A 17,876-nucleotide genomic window follows, 5' to 3' on the forward strand; every position below is an offset into this window, starting at 1 on the left:
GGCGGGCTACCAGCCGGTGCCGATGCTGGTGCGGTTGCCGAAGGTGTTCTGGCCGGTGCCGGGATAGAAGTACATGTCACCGGTGGATCCTTGCGGAGCCTGGACGGCGGCGATGTCCGACTTCCCGTCGGCGTTGAAGTCGCCGCCGATGAGGTCGCGCATGATGTTCCAGCCGGTACCGGCGTTGACCGGCGCTGCGAAGGAACCGGCGCCGTTGCCCGGATAGACGTACAGATTCCCGTCAGCAGTACCGACCGCGGCGATGTCCGACTTCCCGTCACCGTTGAAGTCACCGCTCGCGAATTTACCCAGGGTGTTCCAACCGGTACCGGCGTTGATCGGCGCTGCGAAGGAACCGGCACCGTTACCCGGATAGACGTACAGATTCCCGTCAGCAGTACCGACCGCGGCGATGTCCGACTTCCCGTCACCGTTGAAGTCACCGCCGATGAGGTGGTCCAGGTTGTTCCAGCCGGTGCCCGCCAACCACGGCGTGCCGAACGCGCCGGCGCCATTGCCCGGATAGACGTACAGATTCCCGTTGGCGGTGTTCACCGCGGCGAGATCGATCTTCCCATCGCCGTTGAAGTCACCCGGCGTCACATTGCTCACCGTGTCCCAACCGGTGCCGATCAGACTCCGCTCACCGAACGTACCGACACCGGTACCCGGGTACAGGTACATCTTCCCCGTCGCCGCATCCACCGCCGCCAGATCGGTCTTCCCGTCACCATTGAAGTCAGCCGACGCAAAACCCGTCATCCCCACCGGAATAGCGGGGCTCTGACCGATGGCGTTGACGATCTTCTGCGCGTCGGCCGCCTGACCCTGGTAGAGGCTGGGATAGGCCGACTGCTGGACACCTTGGCAGACCTCGCCGATCGACTTGCTCTGCCACGTGTTGTTCGGATACGTCGAGAGCATCGCGCTGATGAACTTGCGGGTCGTCGTCGCCGGGTCGAGCCGCTGCGCGGTGGTGCCCCACGAGGCCCGCTGCTGGAACAGGCCGACGCTGTCGTGGTCCTCCATGTTCGGGTTGTTCCGCAGGGTGGATTCCACGACCGCCGTGGTGATCGCGATGACCTCCGCCTGCTGCGGTAAGCCGTTGGCCCGCACGGTGTTGACGATGGCCCGGGCGCAGGACATCCGGTACGCGTTCATCGCGTTCCGCAGGCTGCCGGTGAGCTGTTGGTTCAGTTGGACGGCGGCGGTGGTGTCGGCGGAGGTGACCGTGCCACAGGACACATCGGGCAGCGCCGCGTGCGCGGGGCTCGTCGCAACCATCGTCCCGCCGGCCAGGACCCCACTCACCGCGAGAAGTTGCAGGGCGTTGCGCACAGTCCTCTTCATGGTGAAACGTTTCCTTCGTTCGCAGGTCGGATGTGTCGTGGCCAGAGATCTGGGCCACGACAGGTCTCAAGGGCAGTGAGGGAATTCGCCTTCGACCGTGCGCCGGACAGGGCATGGACAAGCCCGGCGCGCAACACGTGAGAGCAGAGTGAGAACGCCCCGGATCGACGACCGCCCCGGTTCGGCGACCGCCCCGGCCGCGCGGCGCCATCACGGCGACGGGCGCGGCGCCCGGGCCGGTGACGTGCGGGTGGGCCCGAAGTGGGCTGCTACCGCCGGCCCATGGTGTCGGTGCACACCAGGGGCGGCGCCGGAAGCGGGGTGGCGGTGACGAGCGGGGTGACGAGGGCGGCGACCGCGGCGGCCTTCGCGATGCGGGTGCGGATCATGGCAGGGCTCCTTCGGGACACACGCGCAACAGGGAGTGGTCCGGATCCGGTGCGTCCCGCGGTGACGCTGCCCCGGTTCCTTTCGGCTGCGTGTCGCTGCCGTTGGGTACGATCCTGCCCGCCGGCCAGTGGCCCAACTAGGGTTCTGTGCTGGCCTGAACCGGCCTTGGCCCAAGCCGTCCACCGTGGTCGGATGCGGACGCCCAGCGCCTCGGGCCGACGCATGCGGCTGCAGGGCGATCGATGTTCCGGAATGCGGTCGGTGACGGTTCGGACTGTGGCCTTGAACGAGCGATCGGCAGAATCAGCAGGCTATCTGACTGATCATCATCGCCCGGCGGATGCTCGCGGCCAAGGCCCGGTGAAGGCGTGCCAGGCCCGCGACGCGATATGCCAGTGGGGCTGTCCACGACGCCGGGCCCGGTCACCGCGACGGCGAGCACCGTGCCAGCCCGGCTGTGCGAGGCGGGGCCGGCCGAGGTGAAGGTCGAGTTGGATCGGGCAGCTGGTCGACCGGGCCCGCGTCACCGGCGCTGGAAGGCTCCGGCAGCAGATGACGCAGTAGCTCCTGGAGCCCGCCCTTGAGGGCGAGATGACGGACCACCCCGGCTACGAGAAGCACGACCATGCGGGGGCTGGCAGCGGGAAGTCACGCAACGCGGTCCGGTCGAAGACCGTGCTGACCGAGGTCGGCCCGACCGTGGCCGGGGGCCGACGCTTCGGGACCGTTCAGCGGGCGTCGGTCTCGTCGATCAAGTACTGGAGTTCGTCGAAGATCTGGAGCACGACGACGACCAGGACATGGTCGGCGACCATGAATTCCACCACGACGCCGGGCGCGGCGTAAGCCTTGCGCAGGTGCTCGTCGGGGCCGATCGGTGCCGTCGCCGTCTTGTGGTACGGGTCGCGGGCGAGAACACCCAGTGCACGCTCCAGCAGATCGCGACGTTCGGCGGGCAGGGCGTCGATCGTCGTCCTCGCCTCGACGGTGTACTGCACGCGGTACGTCATACCCGACACGATAGCCGGGACGGCGTCCGAACGGGGAACTGTCCAAGGAGAGGCCGGTGGCCAAGCTGCTGACCGCCCAGCTCTTCCAGGACCGCCCGACGGTTCGGCGCGGCAGGCCGAAGGGCTCGGGCGGGAGGGCGGTTTCTGGTGCTCCGGGCCCCGCCCGAGCCGTTCGGGGTCAACGGCCGGCGGTCTCCGGCTCCAGCACGAAGACGGGGATCACCCGGTCCGTCTTCGTCTGGTACTCGGCGTAGTCCGGCCAGACCTCGACCGCGCGGGCCCACCACAGCTCCCGCTCCGCGCCCTCGACCTCGCGCGCCGTCATGTCCTGGCGCACGGCGCCGTCCTGGAGCTCGACCCGCGGGTGGGCGACCAGGTTGTGGTACCAGGTGGGGTTCTTGGGCGCGCCGCCCTGCGAGGCCACCAGGGCGTACGTCCCCTCGTGTTCCACCCTCATCAGCGGGTTCTTGCGGATCTTGCCGCTCTTGGCCCCCAGGCTGGTGAGGACGACCACCGGCACGCCCCGCAGCGTCGTGCCCTCGGTGCCCCCGGAGCTCTCGTACAACGCGACCTGGTCGCTGACCCACTTCTCCGGGCTCGGCTGGTATTCGCCGCTAAGAGGCATGCTGTTCCCATCCCACTCGATGAGGACCACCGACGGCCGACCTTGTGTCATCCGCCCCGAGGCCCTCGCTCCGTTCGGCCGCCTCCATGATTCACCACGAGGCCGCCGCCCGATAGGAGGCGACGCAACGGCGGGGCGCGACGGCGGGGCGTGCCGCCGCGGACCGGACCAACGGCGATCGACGGTCAACGGTGCGGCTGCGGCGGCCGGTTCGGGGCACGATCGTGAACTGCCCGGCAGTGGGGGTCCGGACCAGGCCGGACCCTCAGCGGATTTCGGGTCAGGGGCAGGTGACGTTGAAGGTGGCCTCGTGGGTGGCGGCCACGTTGCTGCCCCAGTTGCCGAGGATGTCCTTCATCTGGACGCCGTAGTAGGACCACAGCTTCCAGGTGCCGTTCTGGCAGGGGTAGGTGCTGCCGTTGCTCGCGGCACTGTTCTTGCCGGAGGCACCGGGGAAGAGCGCGTCCTTGGTCTTGGTGCCGTCCGGGAAGGTGATCTCGTAGGAGCTGGGCTCCCAGATGCGGCAGCCGTTCGGCGGGTCCGCCCAGCCGATGATCTTCCACCAGCCGCACTCGGTCCACAGCGTCGGGTAGATCCCCCCGTCTCCGCTGTCGTAGAGGCACAGCCAGCTCTTCATCCGGCGGTCCTGGTTGCCGTTGTAGTCGACCCATTCGCCGCAGTGCGGCTCGGCGACCGTACGCGTGGACGGGGCGGCCTGGCGTGGCGCGGGGGCGGCGGCGGCAGTTGTGGCGGTGAGGGCGAACGCGCCGAGGGCGGCGAGGGCGGCAGCACCCGCACGCAGCCGTCGGGCGGGCCGAGGACGGGGCCGAGGAAGCGAAGTGATCATGGAGGCATGATGTCGCCGTCCGGGCCCTCCGATGCCGGCGGCCGCGGAGGTTTCACCCGAACGAGGTGGGGTGGGACGGGTTTTCAAGGTGCCGCCCTGACCGTTCAGGTGCCGTCACCTGCCGCCGCCGCCGTCGTCGAGGAGGGCCAGGCGGGCGATGACGTCGTCGGCCAGCTTCGCAAGCAGGCGGCCCAGGTCCCCGCGGTCCTGGTCCGGCCAGTGCGCTATCGCGTCCGTGAACCAGCCGATCATGGACGTCGCGTAGGCGTTCGCGGCCCTCGTTCCTTCAGTGGTCGCCTCGATGAGGCTGGCACGCCGGTCGTGCGGGTCGCCGACGCGGTGGACGAGGCCGCGCCGCTCCAGCGCCTGGACCTGTCGCGTGACGTGCGGGCCGACCACCTGCATCCGTTCGGCGATCTCACCGATGCGCAGCGGCCGGTCCGCCATGTGCAGGGTCATGAGCGCGCTCAGTGCGGGGCGCTCCAGGGCGAGTCCCGCTGCGTCGGCCGCCCGTTCGGCCAGGCGTCCGCGGGTCATGGCGTTGCTCAGCTGGGCCAGCCGGGGCAGGGCCGCCCAGACGGCTGCCGCCTGCTCGTCCGCGCCGGGGTTGCCCGGCGAGTCCGCGGTCATCGGACCATCACCTCCACTTGAATACCTAACTTAGGTATCTATATCCTGGGGCTGCGCCCGCTCTCCGCGGGTGCACTGTGCCGTCCATAAAGATACCTAAGGTACGCATCTTCGGTGTGACCGCCAGGAGGCGACCGCCGGGCTGCGCCGCCAGGAGGAGAGCACACCGTGAACAACCACTCCGCGAACCGCAAGGTCCTCATCTCGGGCGCGAGCATCGCCGGCCCCGCCCTCGCCTACTGGCTCGACCGCTACGGCTTCGACGTCACCGTCGTCGAACGGGCGTCAGCCGTACGGGGCGGCGGGTACGCCATCGACATCCGCGGGGCCGCCCGCGAGGTCGTCGACCGCATGGGGCTGCTCCCGCAACTGCGCGCAGCCCACGTGGACACGCGCAAGCTCTCGTTCGTGGACGCGGACGGGGCGCTCATCGGCTCCGTCGCCCCCGAGGCCGTCACCGGAGGCGCCACAGGCCTGGACCTGGAAGTACGGCGCGGCGACCTGGCGGGCGCCCTCTACGCCCCGCTCCGCGACCGGGTCGAGTTCCTCTTCGGCGACTCCATCGCCACCCTGGACGACCGGGCGGACGGCGTCGACGTCACCTTCGACAGCGGCGCCCACCGCACCTTCGACCTGGTGATCGGCACCGACGGGCTGCACTCCAACACCCGCGGGCTGGTCTTCGGCCCCGAGGACGCGTTCCACCGCTACCTCGGCCACGTCTTCGCCGGTTTCACCCTCGCGAACGACCTGGGCCTCGCCCACGAAGGGATCATCTGGAACACGCCAGGCCGCTCGGCCGTCCTCTACGCCCACGAACCCGCCGACCACATACACGGGTTCCTCCTCCTCAAGCGGGAGGACGCCCCCGTCGACGCCATCCGGGACCCACAGGCGCAGCGCGAACTCATCGCCGCCGCCTTCCCCGAGCGCAGCTGGCACCTCCCGCGCCTGGTGGACGCGCTGCGCGAGGCCGACGACCTGTTCTTCGACGTCGTCAGCCAGATCCACATGCCCACCTGGTCCCGTGGCCGCGTCGCCCTCGCCGGTGACGCGGCCCACGCGACCTCGTTCCTGTCCGGCCAGGGCTCCAGCGTCTCGCTCGTCGGCGCCTACCTCCTGGCCGGAGAACTGGCCTCCCACGCCGACCACGCGGCCGCCTTCGCGGCCTACGAGCGCAAGGCGCGCCCCTTCGTCGAGCGGAACCAGGCGCTGGCCGCCTCCGGCGGCACCAGCCTCATCCCCGGCACCCAGGACATGCTCGACACCCGCAACGCGGCCCTGCGCAACCCCACCACCTCGGCGGGCGCCGGGGGACGCGCCGCCCACAGCGACGTGATCCTGCCGGACTACGACCACGCCGGATGACGGCGTGCCCGCGTGCCGGGCTCAGCGAGTCGGACGGTTCCGCGCTGCCCAGCGGCCACACCTGCTGAGGGATGCGACAGGTTGCTGGTCCCGGCTTCGCGCACGTAGTGGTGGTCCAACGCGGTGCTGACGCGGCGCTAGAGAGTCACCCCTTGCAGGGACAGCACGATGCCCGCGCCGATGCCGCCCATCCCCAGAGCGACGGCCGCACTCCACCACCCGCCCTGGCCCCACCGGAACGGGCGGTCCAGTGCCAGGCGTCCGGGGCCGATGGCGGAGACCGCGATCGCGATCAGCGCCAGGCACAGCGGGTACTCCATGCCGCCCTTGTCGGCCCACAGGCCTCTGCCCGAGGTGACGGACATCGCGTTGATCATCACCCCGATCACGGCGGCGGCGGCCAGCGGGGTGAACAGCCCGAGGGCGAGGCCCAGGCCGCCGCACAGCTCGGAGGCTCCTCCCAGCGTGGCGAAGAGGACGCCGGGCCGGTAGCCCAGGGCCTCGAAGCCCTTACTGGTGGCATGCAGACCGGCGCCACCGAACAGGCCGAAGAGTTTCTGGGCACCGTGGCCGGCCAGCAGCAGGCCGGCCAGCCGGAGCACCAGCAGGCCGACGTCGGCGGCGGACACCGGCGGCGGATGCGTGGAGGTCGGAGCGGCACTGCGGACGGAGGTCCGCAGCCGCTCGGCGGTCAGTTTCATGGCGAAGGTCTCCTCCCGCGCGCCGCAACCGCCGCGAGCAGGATCGCCTCTCCCGAGACGAGGCGTCGACGCGCAGATCAGATCGGCCGGGCGCGACTCGCGCCGCCGTCGACCAAGTCCAGGAACAGCCGGACCGACACCGCCTCGCCGGAGGCATCCGCGTGTCTCACCGATAACCCTCCGAGAAGGGAAGCCGTGATCCAGCACTCTCCGTATCCACTCTACGCGGCAGCAACCGGCGGCAGGATTCCTCGTAGCGGCCGATACGGGGCTCAGCGGAGATCGGCGGAGCTCAGTGGAGCACAGCGACTGCCGCGCGGAGTTCGTCGAACGCGGCGCGCGTGTGGGGCGCCAGCCCGCCGGGGTCCTCGTCGTGGCTGGGGTCGGTCCACCGGGCGTAGCCGAGCCTGAACGCGAGGACGCCGAGTTCGGCGGCCACCTGCGCCACGGGTTCCGCGACGTTCCGTCGCTTCAGCGCGTCGACCATCGCCGTGGCCATGCCGATGCACTTCAGCACGTTGCGCGCCTGCAACTCCGCGTTCGCCTCGATCGCCGCGTGCAGCAGCGGGCTGAGCTCGCGGTTGAACGACGTCATCTCGCCCGATGCGCGCTCGAGTCCGGCCGCGACGGCCGTCATCGGCGTCGCATCCGCGGGGGCGCCGTCGATGCCCTCGGCCAGCAGGCGGCTGAGCGCCGTCTGTCCCATGGTGAGGATCTCGCGCTTGTCGGTGAAGTGGCGGAAGAAGGTGCTCCGCGTGAGCCCTGCCCGCTCGGTGATCTGAGCGACGGTCGTTTCGTCGTAGCCCTGCTCGGCGAACAGGCCTAGCGCAGCCACGACCAGGCGCTGTCGGGCATCGGGTTTCCATCGCGGCATGTTGCCAGTCTAGATGACGGGACAAGTGTCGCATCGCGTCGTACAGTGATGGGACAACAGTCGCATCACTCCTCGGAGCTCACCATGCGCGTCTTCATCACCGGCGGCACAGGCCTGATCGGCTCTGCCGTCGTCGCCGAACTGCTCACCGCAGGCCACCTGGTCACCGCCCTCGCCCGATCCGACGCCTCCGCGGCCGGCGCGAAAACCGCCGGCGCCGACGTGCTCCGCGGCGGGCTCGCCGACCTCGACGTGCTGCGGACCGGCGCGGAACAGGCGGACGGCGTCATCCACCTCGCCTTCAGCAACGACTTCAGCTCGCCCGACGCACTCGCGCGAGGGATCGCCGAGGAGAGCGCCGCACTCGCGGCCCTCGGCGACACCCTCGTCGGCACGAACAGGCCTCTCGTCACCGCGTCCGGCACGCCCCTCGTGGCGGGACGCGCCTCGACCGAGGAGGACCCGCTGCCGCTGGACGGCCCCGTCAGCGGACGCAGCCTGTCGGTGAACCGCACACTCGCACTCGCCTCACGCGGCGTGCGCAGCTCGGCGGTACGGCTGCCGCGCACGGTCCACAACCAGGGCCAGGGCGGGTTCGCCGGGCTGCTCACCAACATCGCCCGCGACACCGGCGCCGTCGGCTACCCCGGAGACGGCGCGCAGCGCTGGCCCGCCGTCCACGCGCTCGACGCCGCCGCCCTGTTCCGGCTCGCCCTGGAGAAGGCCCCGGCCGGATCCGCGTGGCACGCCGTCGCCGACGAAGGCGACGCGGTACGCGACATCGCCGCGGTCATCGGACGGCGGCTCGGCCTTCCGGCCGAGCCGGTGCCGCAGGAGAATTTCGGCCCCCTCGGCCCGGTCTTCGCGGCCGACCAGCCCGCCTCCAGCGCTCACACCCGCGCCGCCCTCGGCTGGAAGCCGACGCGCCCGGGCCTGCTCGCGGACCTGGAGAACATCGAAGCCTGAGCCGCCTGCCCGCCTGCCGGACGGACCGGCAGCCGCCAGGGAACCCGGCCCCGCTCGCCCGCCGAGCGGGGCCGGGGCCTGCGGCGAACGGTGCTCTGCGACAGGCGGCGCTCAGCCGCGCAGCTCGGGCCAGCCGTCGGCGTTCGAGCAGGACTCGTAGTCGTAGCGGGTGAGGCGGTCCCACTCCGCCCCGGTCACCTGCTCGAACGCCTCCTCGTGCACGTAGAGCAGCGGTTCGCACTGTCGCGCGGTGAACGGAGCGAACCGTTCGGGATCGTGGAACATGCTCTCGTACACGTCGCGGCCCGCAGCCACGACCGCAGCTCGCGCGTACAGGAAGTGGTCGCTCGACTGAGGGAACGGCGAGCCGTCGGGCAACACCGCCCCGGTGATCGGCAGCGTCCCGAACTGCTCCTGGTCCAGGCGGTGCAGCGCCTCGGCGAGACGCTCGCCGAAGCCGATGATCTGGCCCAGCGGCTCGCATGCGAGAACTTCGACCAGACAGGCGCAGGCGGTTTCGAGGTGCTCGCACGTCTCGGTACCGGCCCCGCCCCCGAGGACCTCGATCAGCTGCCAGAACCGCTCCCACGTCATCACCGGCAGGTCGAGGCCGAGGTTGCCGTCGACGTCACTTCCCGCGGACGGTCCGGCGCTGCCCGCCTCACCTCCGCCCTGCCCGTCCGCGTCCTCGAACGGCTCGTCATTCCACCGGAACCAGGCCCTGTCGCCCTGGATGTGCAGCAGGAACTCGGCGACCGGGCCCGAGGGCGAGAGCATCGACACGGTGCTCGTGATCTCGTCGTACGCGTCGTCGAAGGCCTCCCAGTCCTCCGCCTCGGACAACGCGAGCGAACGGGCGAAGAGCGGCTGGACGGCGGGGAACGCCGTTCCCGGCACGAAGCGCCCGTGGAGCCACGGGAAGTCCGTCTCCTCGACCACGATCTCGCCCACCAGCTCTTCCCCGCGCACCAGACGCCAGACCCCGCCCTCAAAACCCATCGCACACAGCCCTTGCCACCCGTTGCCGTCCTCTTCTGCCCGGCAGCATGCCAGCTGGTACTGACAGGCGACGGGGCGAGGCACATCCCCCCCGTGGTGTGGGTCGGCGATGGCCGGGTGAGGTGGGTACGCGGGCCGTTACGCGGGGCGGGCGGCCGCTGAGATCTGGCCGACCAGGACGGCGAAGGGCATGTCGAGGGCGGCGTAGAGGTCGCCGGCCTCGGGGGCGGCGTTGTCGGCCAGGGCCTCGACCATGAGGGTGGCGTAGTCGGAGACGGTGACGCCCGCCTGCTGCATGCGCAGCAGTCCCGCCTCGCGCTTGGCCTGGCTGAAGGTGCCGGAGGCGTCCACGGCGACGTACGCGTGGTGCCCGGCGGCCGTCGCGGCGATCGCGGGCAGCGCCGCGCACACCTCCAGGGACACTCCGGCGAAGATCAGCTTCTGCCGCCCGGTGGCTTCGATGGCTTCGCGGACCCGGCCGTCGTGCCAGGCGTTGACCGTGCTGCGGTCGATGATCCGCTGTCCGGCCGGCAGGGCCTGGACCAGTTCCGGGGTGGTCGGCCCCCACATGCTGTCGGCCGCGGTGGTGGTGACGACCAGCGGGATGCCGAGCACGGTCGCCGCGCGTGCCAGCGCCACCACGTTGTGCTTCAGCTCGCCGAGCGGGATGTCCCGGACGCCGGACAGCAGGCCCACCTGGTGGTCGACCAGGACCACGGCGGCGTTCTCCCGGGTGACCGGCTCCAGGAACTTGCTGTGCTCGCTCATCGTGCGCTCCTTCGGGTTGAACCACAGCTCCGTTGGCGGCCAGTAGTCACTAATCTTGATAGTCAAGATTAGTGACTACTTCGACGCTATACCCCTGCCCCCCGGGGCGCAAGCACTGGTCAGAGCGGGGCGCCGGAACGCCTGGGGTGCCGCCCGAGCCCACCGGGCGGGCGACTAAAGTTGCTGGTCACAGGGCGGAACGCGGGGCGGGCCCAAAGACGGCGGAAGCGGGAGAGGCGTTGAGCGGACACCAGGCGGCGGAACCGGACCTCGGCGTGCTCGCCGCCCGGGTGCTCTTCTCCGTCCAGCGCGAGCTGTTCACCGTGCTCGCCGAACAGGGTTTCGACGACATCCAGCCCCGCGCCGGCGCCGTGCTCGCCTACCTGCGTACCGACGGCATCCGCGCCAGCGAACTCGCCCGCGCCTCCGGACAGCACAAGCAGGTCATCGGGACCCTCGTCGACGACCTCGAACGCCTGGGTTACGTCGAACGCAGACCCGACCCCGCGGACCGCCGCGCCAAACTGATCCACCCCACCGAACGAGGCCTGCTCCAGATGGCGGCGGCCGCCGCCATCATGCGCTCGATCGAGGAGCGCCACGCGAAGGCCCTGGGCGCGCGGGAGTACGCCGCCTTCAAGGCCGCCCTCCACCGTGTGGCCGATCTCCAACGCGAGACCCGGCGCGAAACCTAGGCAGTGCCGCACCCTGCCGGTCGGCGCGACCTGACGCCTCCAAGGCCACGAACATCCGCGCCAGGAAAGGGATTCACGGAGCAGCCTGTCAGGACGTGAGGACGGAGATCCCGTCTCCGAGCAGCTTCAACCCGAGCACGAAGAACAGGACCGCCATCACGGCGACGTTGTGCTGGGCTGCCCAGTTCTTCCAGTTACCGAGCGTGATCTGGGCTCGCTCTCCCCCGAGCAGGAAGACTCCCAGTGGGGCCAACAGGCCGAGGGTGGCGATCACGACGAAGATCGCCAGTGAGGCGATCTGCTGCCCCACCGGCAGTCCGGCCGAGCCGATCGCGGCGCCCGCGGCGAGGGTCAATGGGGCGTTCTTGGCGTTGAGCGCGGACAGGGCCAGTCCGAGTGCGAGGACCTTGACCGGCGTGAGGCGGTCGATCGCGCTCATCCACTTCGGCAGCTGGGCCTGCGACGGATCCTTCGGGCGCCGGTGCCATTGCCGGGCGCCGAAGAGGACGAGGAACAGGCCCAGGGCGAGCTTGAGGACTCCCACCCAGGTGGCCGGGTGATGGTGGGCAGAGGCGCCTGCGGGGGAAGCGATCGCCAGCATCACCGCGCCCAGCGCCGAGAGTCCCAGGATCCAGCCGACGGTGAAGAGGACTCCGTTGAGGCGTCCCCGAGGCGTGGCGAGGATGAGGATGATGGCGATGATCGGGAGTGGGCTGATCGCGACGCCGGCGGCGAGACCCAGGACGTCACCGAGAACTTTGCCCATGATTGCCTCCAGAGGGGAGTCAGAGCGCGTGACGACGACGAACCCGGCAGGCCCGTCTTCCATGATCCTCCGCTCCGACGACGCTGTCCTCGTGAGCTTCTCGGAACTCCGAGGGCCTCGGCCTGTCCGTTGCCCGGTGGTGCCCCCATCGCGCTCGGGTCAGGATGAAGAGGTGAGGGCGATGGCGCCTCATGTTCGGGCGGTCGGCGTCCCTCGCACCGACCACGGCAGGAGGACGTCACCATGACCGCGACGACAGGCGCGACCCAGTCGGCTCACCCCGAGCGCCCGGGCAGGTCGGATGGGGTCTGCAGTGAGTTCACCGTCTTCACCAGGATCAAGCCGGGCCATGCGGATGCGCTGCGCAAGGACCTCGCGACGCTCGCCGACGCGGCGCACGACGAGAGCGCCCATGCGGCGGTGCGCCAGATCGGCACCCTGCACGACGCACGGCACGTGATCTTCGACGACGACACCCGGTTCATGTTCGCCAGCGTTTTCGACGGCTCCTGGGACACCTACATCGACGACTTCGCCCAGACGGTGGTCGGGTCCCGCTTCGACAAGGTCTTCTCGCACAGCGAAGGGTTCCCCGGCGTCGCCGATCCGGGAGTGAAGGACTGGTTCGTCGCCCACCAGGAGCCCGCGAGGGTCTTCGTCAGCGCCTACCCCGACCTCACCGTCCAGCAGATCTACAAGGACCACCGCGTGGACGACGCGTTCCAGGAGGTGCTGGACACCCCCCAGTTCCGGGCCGCCCTGGACAACCCGGCCAACGCGGAGCTGGTGGCCACGCCGGCCTTCCAGAAGCTGCTGGAGGAAGCCTCGGCCTAGGGCGTGTCTTCAAACTCCCGCCTGCGCGCCGGCGTTGGGGCACGCACCTCGCCGCGTTGTCGTCAGTCGCCGATGCTCCGCATGGACTCCCTCCTCCGCCTTGCGATGCACGCACCCCAACGCCGCCACGCCCGCCCTCCGGGCGGACGACGGGAGTTTGAAGACACGCCCTAGCACCCGGACACGGCCAACCGTCGGAGCCCGCCCACCACCGGCGGACCGACTCGGCCGGTGCGAGCCGGCCGTCGCCGGGGTGTCCAGGCAGCGACAGACGCAGAGACAAGAGACAGATGTGGAGAGGCACAAGCAACCATGAACACAGCGGACAGCGGCAGCGCGGCGGGCGTGCGCGTCGAGATCGACGACGTCCAGAGCGGGGCCCTGCGTCCGCGGCCCGTGCCCTACGAGGGACGGTTCGTCTTCCTGCGCGTGGATGACCGCCACGCCGGGCGCGCCCTGCTGCGCCGACTGCTCCCGTTGGCCTCGGGCGGTCTGCCCGGCGTGGACCCGAGCCGGGATGCCTGGGTGACCGTGGCGTTCACCCACCAGGGGCTGAGGGCCCTGGGGGTGCCCCAGGAGTCGCTGGACAGCTTTCCGCGGGCGTTCCGTGAGGGCATGGCCGCTCGGGCGGAGCTGATCGGCGACGTGGGCGAGAGTGCACCGGCCCACTGGGAGGCCCCGTTCGGAACCGGTGAGGTCCACATCGCGTTGAGCGCCCTCTCCTCCGATGCGGCGCAGCTGGAGAGGGAGCTGGGGCGGGCCCGTGTCGCCTACGAGGACACGCCCGGTGTCCGGGTGATCTGGCAGCAGGAGGTCCACCAGCTCCCGACCGGGCGTACCACCTTCGGGTTCCGTGACGGCATCAGCCATCCGAACATCGAGGGCGTCGGGCTGCCCGGCTCCAACCCGCAGGAAGCCCCGATCAAGGCCGGCGAGTTCATCCTCGGCTACCCCGACGAGACCGGAAGCCTGCCGCCCGTGCCCAGCCCCGACGTGCTGGGACGCAACGGGACCTACGTGGCCGTTCGCAAGATCCACACCAACGTGGCGGCCTGGCGCCGGTACCTGCGTGCGAACAGCTCCAGCGCCGAGGAGGAGGCACTGCTGGCGGCGAAGATGGTCGGGCGCTGGCCGAGCGGGGCGCCGTTGACGCTGGCGCCGGAGCACGATGATCCGGAGCTGGCGGCCGATCCGCGCCGCGTCAACGACTTCCTGTACCGGGAGAACGACGATCGCGGCTTCCGGTGCCCGGCCGGTGCGCACATCCGGCGCACCAACCCCCGTGATGCCACCATCATCGGCGACGCACGGATGCACCGGCTCATCCGTCGCGGCACCACCTACGGCCCGCCGCTGCCGGAGGGCGTGCTGGAGGACGACGGCGCCGAGCGGGGCCTGGTCGGCGTGTTCATGGGGGCCCATCTGGAACGGCAGTTCGAGTTCATCAAGGCCGAATGGGTCAACGACGGCAACTTCATCGGCTACCCCGGCGAGAAGGACCCGGTGGCCGGACACCACGGCGGAACCGGCAGCGTCACCATCCCGGAGAAGCCGGTCCGGCGCCGCCTGAAGAACCTGCCCAGCTTCGTGGTCACCCGCGGCGGCGAGTACTGCTTCCTGCCGGGTCTGCGTGCCCTGCGCTGGCTCGCCGAGCTGGAGGACTGAGGGCGGTTCCCACCCCCTGAGGTCCGATCACGCTCTCCGAGGAGAGGTCGGAGTCATGACAGCACAGTTCGTCCGCTACACGCCCGACGTCGAAGACGACGACCCGCACTTCGACCGCGACGTGCAGACGGTGATCGAGAAGACCGAGAGCTACATCGCCGAGTCGGTCGAGGCCGGTGGCACCGGACGGGCCCTGCGCGACGCCCACGCCAAGGGCTACGGGCTGGTCCGAGGGGAAGTGGAGATCCTGGCCGGGCTGCCCCCCGAGTACGCCCAGGGAATCTACGCGACTGCGGGAACCCACGATGCGCTGATCCGCTTCTCCAACGGCTCGCCCCACGCCGGCGCCGACGCGCGACTGGGTGCCGCCACCGGACTGGCGCTGAAGATGTTCGACGTCCCCGGCCCGACCCTGCTGGAGGACGAACCGGACACGGGCACGTTCGACTACGCCAACATCAACGGACCGGTCTTCTTCTGCAACACGGTCGAGCACTACCTGTTCATCCAGGAACTGTTCCTGAACGCGCCGGCGTACTTCTCCCAGGGCCGACCCGGCGCGCATCGGTTCTTCACCGAGTTCGTGACCGGGAAAGGAACCCTGGACCAGGAGGACTGGGCCTGGGACGAGTTCCTGGCCTTCCTGCGCCTGTCGAAGACGCCTCCGGCGAACCTGCTGCTGTCCAGCTACTGGACGATGGGCGCGGTCCGGCACGGGGACTACATCGCCAAGGTGCGCATCACCCCCGACCCGTCCTTCGCCGCGGCGGTGGTGCGGCGCACCATCGACCCGGCCTCGGGGGCGGAGTTCTTCCGGCCGGCCCTGCAAGCCGAGTTGCAGGAGCGGCCCTACGCCTTCGACATCCAGGTCCAGCTCTGCACCGACCTGGAGCGCATGCCGGTGGAGGACACCACCGTGGAGTGGCCCGAGCAGCTCTCGCCGTCCGTCACCGTGGCGAAGCTGCGGCTGCCGCAGCAGGACATCTCCGGCCCCGAGAACCTGGAGAAGATGGACTCGCTGTCCTTCACGCCCTGGCGGGTCACCGCCGAGCACGCGCCCCTGGGCAACATCATGCGGGCCCGCAAGGAGGTCTACCGGCGGTCCTCCATCGCGCGCCACAAGCTCAACCGGCAGCCGCGCACGGAACCCCGCAGCGCCGACGACGTACTCGGCGCCTGACCCGGCCCACCACCGCGACGGTGCGCCGACCGGGGCGGCCGGCCCTGACAGCCCGCTGCCGCCGGCGTGCCAGGGCCCGGCCGGTCACTTCAGGGTGACGATCTTGCGCATGCCCAGGCCGGCGTTCGGGACGCCCGTCCGCTCGTCGGGAATCATGCAGAGCAGGACGTACCGTCCGGGCTGCAGGCCGTGGGCCTGCACGGAGGCGGTGCGGTCGCCGGACATGGCGCCGAGGCCGGTGGCCGGCCCGGTGAACGGGGACCGGGCCGGCAGGCCGCCCAGCGCGACGTCCCTCAGGTACTCCCCGATCTGCTCGTCGGTGGTGTCCGCACCGATCGGCCGCAGCTGCATCTCGTGGATCTGCTTCGACTCGTCGTGCACCAGGTAGGCCAGGTGCGCGTGGTCGACGTCCTCGGTCTGGAAACGTGGGCCCTCTGCCGTGTCCTTCTCGATCACGATGCCGTCGTCGAAGCGGACCTGGTTGTCGTTCTGGCCGTTCGTACCGACCAGGTTCAGTTTCCTGGAGACCGGGTGGGCCGGGTCCGCCCGGAACGCGGTGAGGTCCAGCAGGTAGACCGGCCCGGGGCTGACCTCCTCGGTGAACTGCTCGTGCACCTGCGAGGTGACCAGCGCCCCGCCCAGCAGGTCCGCCTCGCCGTTCACCGCCCGGATCCCGGCGCCCGCGGTGGCCGGCGACGGGCTGACCGCGTCGGCGAGGTCCCGGAGGACCTGGTCGATGGTCACTCCCTCGTGCGGACGCAGCAGCTGCAGCTGCCGGCCGTTCGGGTCGTCCGTCTTGACCCGGAAGCTGACCAGGCCGCCCTTCGCGGTGTCCGGTGCCTGCAGGCCGGAGGCTCCGATGCTCACCTCGACGGGGTGCTCCTCCGGCGAGGCGGCGCCGGCCGTACCACTCGCACCGACGCTCGTCGCCAGGGCGAGGGCCGAGACGGTCACCGTCCGTACCATGCGCGCGAACACGTGCTCCACCATGAAGAATCCTTTCTGTGGGTGGCCTCCGGCGCGGAACATCCCCCACCGCGTGCGGCAGACCACGCCCCGCACCGGAAGGCGACCGGTTCGGACCATCGGGCAGCGGGGCCCGGTCACCGATGGCAACGGTGCCGGCGGGCGCGAAGGGACGCCCGGAGGCCTGGCCGGCCTCGGTTCGGCGGGCGCCGGGCGGATCGTTGCGGTCCTGTTGCGCGGGCAGTGGCGCAGCTCATAGGCGTTGCGGGTGGTTCGTGATCGCATCGGCTGATGCATCAGTTCGAGAACGCCGGGAATCACCTGACGGCCCGCCGGCCCGCTGCCGCTGTCGTGGTGGTCGCGGCCTGCGCGGCCCTGCTCGTGGGCTGCGGAGAGCGGGCGACCGGGGTTTCGGCGGCCTCCGGCGGTGCCGGGCCGTGCGGGGCGCCGTTGCCGTCGGCGTCCCGCAATGGGCAGGCGTCGCCCGGGCTCGCGCAGGGCGGGGTGCGGATCACGGCCGCCAGTGCGGCCTGCGCGGAGTACGAGGTGACCAATCCGGGGGACGAGACCTCTGATGTCACAGCGGTGTTCAGCCGCCTCTCGGCGGCCGGAGGTGCGCTGGACAACGTGACGCAGGTCGTCACCTCGCTCGCTCCGGGGGCCACCGCGAAGGGGCGGATCGAGCTGGACGGGCACGGGCAGGCGCGGCCGGGCGCCGGACCGCTGGTGAAGATCGTCCAGGTCCGCAGTGTGCCCAGCGCCGAGGCCTCGCAGCCGGGCGGCCCCTGCCCGGCCTCGGGCCTGCGGCTGTACGCGGACGACGGCGACGCCGCGATGGGCCTGCGCGTGGTCGGCCTGCACCTGCGCAACTGCGGGACGTCCGCAGTGTCCGTCAACGGCTACCCGAAGCTGCAACTGCTCGACGTGGAGCACCGGCCGGTCGACGGGGTGCGTTTCCTGTCCGGCGGCGCCGGGATCGCCGGCGGCACCGGCGCGGACGACCCGCCGCAGGAGATCGTGCTGCGCCCGGGAGAGGGCGCCCGGTCCACCCTGGTGTGGCGCAACACCGTGGAGGCCGGCAACCCGGTGAACGCCCCTTACGTGCGGGTCCGGGCCACCCCTGACGCGGCCCCGGTGATGGTCGTCCCGGAGATCGACCTGGGTACCACGGGGCGGCTCGGCGTCGGCGCCTGGACCAGGGAGGACAGCCGGCCGTGAGCGGGGCGCCGGCGGTCCTCCCCC

Annotated in this window: 18 protein-coding genes; 7 read left to right on the forward strand and 11 right to left on the reverse strand. The window is 70.8% G+C overall.

All coding sequences use genetic code 11. From position 1 onward, the window contains the following. Positions 1–6: 6 nt before the first annotated feature. The 5 genes from ACFWPI_RS00330 to ACFWPI_RS00350 form a co-directional block, all read right to left on the reverse strand. Entirely contained in the window at positions 7–1,350 is a 1,344-nt protein-coding gene (locus ACFWPI_RS00330) for an FG-GAP repeat domain-containing protein (protein ID WP_380424486.1), read from the reverse strand. A gap of 1,118 nt (positions 1,351–2,468) precedes the next feature. Continuing rightward, positions 2,469–2,750 carry a hypothetical protein gene (locus ACFWPI_RS00335; protein ID WP_331743240.1) on the reverse strand — a complete coding sequence of 94 codons (282 nt, stop codon included), beginning with the start codon at positions 2,748–2,750 and terminating at the stop codon, positions 2,469–2,471. 178 nt (positions 2,751–2,928) lie between these two features. Beyond that, complete coding sequence (locus tag ACFWPI_RS00340) at positions 2,929–3,375, reverse strand: nitroreductase family deazaflavin-dependent oxidoreductase (protein WP_380377147.1); 447 nt, start codon at positions 3,373–3,375, stop codon at positions 2,929–2,931. Positions 3,376–3,655: 280 nt separating this feature from the next. Next, the gene (locus ACFWPI_RS00345; protein WP_380377149.1) at positions 3,656–4,222 is read right to left on the reverse strand and encodes a hypothetical protein; all 567 of its coding nucleotides are present in this window, start codon (positions 4,220–4,222) and stop codon (positions 3,656–3,658) included. Between the two features lie 114 nt (positions 4,223–4,336). Continuing rightward, positions 4,337–4,852 (reverse strand): MarR family winged helix-turn-helix transcriptional regulator, encoded by a 516-nt coding sequence (locus ACFWPI_RS00350; protein WP_380377151.1) that lies wholly within the window; start codon positions 4,850–4,852, stop codon positions 4,337–4,339. A gap of 168 nt (positions 4,853–5,020) precedes the next feature. Here ACFWPI_RS00350 and ACFWPI_RS00355 point away from each other — a divergent pair, with 168 nt between their 5' ends. Beyond that, the gene (locus ACFWPI_RS00355; protein WP_380377154.1) at positions 5,021–6,220 is read left to right on the forward strand and encodes an FAD-dependent monooxygenase; all 1,200 of its coding nucleotides are present in this window, start codon (positions 5,021–5,023) and stop codon (positions 6,218–6,220) included. A gap of 137 nt (positions 6,221–6,357) precedes the next feature. On the opposite strand, the gene ACFWPI_RS00360 is transcribed toward ACFWPI_RS00355, so the two are convergent. Together ACFWPI_RS00360 and ACFWPI_RS00365 are read right to left on the reverse strand one after the other, a co-directional pair. Further along, the gene (locus ACFWPI_RS00360) at positions 6,358–6,921 is read right to left on the reverse strand and encodes a DoxX family protein (RefSeq protein WP_380334145.1); all 564 of its coding nucleotides are present in this window, start codon (positions 6,919–6,921) and stop codon (positions 6,358–6,360) included. A gap of 292 nt (positions 6,922–7,213) precedes the next feature. After that, positions 7,214–7,795, reverse strand: a complete 582-nt coding sequence (locus tag ACFWPI_RS00365; RefSeq protein WP_380377158.1) for a TetR/AcrR family transcriptional regulator — start codon at positions 7,793–7,795, stop codon at positions 7,214–7,216. Positions 7,796–7,879: 84 nt separating this feature from the next. On the opposite strand from ACFWPI_RS00365, the gene ACFWPI_RS00370 reads away from it, so the two are divergent. Next, positions 7,880–8,761: an SDR family oxidoreductase gene (locus tag ACFWPI_RS00370; protein ID WP_380377161.1), complete on the forward strand. Its 882-nt coding sequence runs from the start codon at positions 7,880–7,882 to the stop codon at positions 8,759–8,761. A gap of 111 nt (positions 8,762–8,872) precedes the next feature. Here ACFWPI_RS00370 and ACFWPI_RS00375 read toward each other — a convergent pair whose 3' ends face one another. Then, complete coding sequence (locus ACFWPI_RS00375) at positions 8,873–9,760, reverse strand: DUF4240 domain-containing protein (RefSeq protein WP_380424489.1); 888 nt, start codon at positions 9,758–9,760, stop codon at positions 8,873–8,875. A 138-nt stretch (positions 9,761–9,898) separates the two neighbouring features. Further along, complete coding sequence (locus ACFWPI_RS00380; RefSeq protein WP_363620733.1) at positions 9,899–10,528, reverse strand: isochorismatase family protein; 630 nt, start codon at positions 10,526–10,528, stop codon at positions 9,899–9,901. A gap of 239 nt (positions 10,529–10,767) precedes the next feature. Between ACFWPI_RS00380 and ACFWPI_RS00385 the strand changes: the two genes are divergently transcribed. Beyond that, on the forward strand, positions 10,768–11,223 hold the full coding sequence (locus ACFWPI_RS00385) for a MarR family winged helix-turn-helix transcriptional regulator (RefSeq protein WP_380377167.1): 456 nt from the start codon (positions 10,768–10,770) through the stop codon (positions 11,221–11,223). An 88-nt stretch (positions 11,224–11,311) separates the two neighbouring features. Here the strand turns inward: ACFWPI_RS00385 and ACFWPI_RS00390 are convergent, their stop codons facing one another. Then, a complete protein-coding gene (locus ACFWPI_RS00390; protein ID WP_380377170.1) occupies positions 11,312–12,052 on the reverse strand; it encodes a GAP family protein in 741 nt (246 codons plus the stop codon). Positions 12,053–12,232: 180 nt separating this feature from the next. Between ACFWPI_RS00390 and ACFWPI_RS00395 the strand changes: the two genes are divergently transcribed. The 3 genes from ACFWPI_RS00395 to ACFWPI_RS00405 all read left to right on the forward strand — a co-directional run bounded on the left by ACFWPI_RS00395 (position 12,233) and on the right by ACFWPI_RS00405 (position 15,668). After that, positions 12,233–12,823 carry a hypothetical protein gene (locus ACFWPI_RS00395; RefSeq protein WP_380377172.1) on the forward strand — a complete coding sequence of 197 codons (591 nt, stop codon included), beginning with the start codon at positions 12,233–12,235 and terminating at the stop codon, positions 12,821–12,823. 312 nt (positions 12,824–13,135) lie between these two features. Next, on the forward strand, positions 13,136–14,488 hold the full coding sequence (locus ACFWPI_RS00400; protein WP_380375748.1) for a Dyp-type peroxidase: 1,353 nt from the start codon (positions 13,136–13,138) through the stop codon (positions 14,486–14,488). A 55-nt stretch (positions 14,489–14,543) separates the two neighbouring features. Continuing rightward, positions 14,544–15,668: a catalase family protein gene (locus ACFWPI_RS00405; RefSeq protein WP_380375750.1), complete on the forward strand. Its 1,125-nt coding sequence runs from the start codon at positions 14,544–14,546 to the stop codon at positions 15,666–15,668. Between the two features lie 84 nt (positions 15,669–15,752). Here the strand turns inward: ACFWPI_RS00405 and ACFWPI_RS00410 are convergent, their stop codons facing one another. Continuing rightward, positions 15,753–16,658, reverse strand: coding sequence for a hypothetical protein (locus tag ACFWPI_RS00410; protein WP_063351896.1), 906 nt, complete (start codon positions 16,656–16,658; stop codon positions 15,753–15,755). A gap of 267 nt (positions 16,659–16,925) precedes the next feature. On the opposite strand from ACFWPI_RS00410, the gene ACFWPI_RS00415 reads away from it, so the two are divergent. Then, a complete protein-coding gene (locus ACFWPI_RS00415) occupies positions 16,926–17,852 on the forward strand; it encodes a DUF4232 domain-containing protein (RefSeq protein ID WP_380375752.1) in 927 nt (308 codons plus the stop codon). The last annotated feature ends 24 nt before the right edge of the window (positions 17,853–17,876 follow it).

The sequence above is a fragment of the Kitasatospora sp. NPDC058492 genome (assembly GCF_042720685.1).
Taxonomy (GTDB): domain Bacteria; phylum Actinomycetota; class Actinomycetes; order Streptomycetales; family Streptomycetaceae; genus Kitasatospora.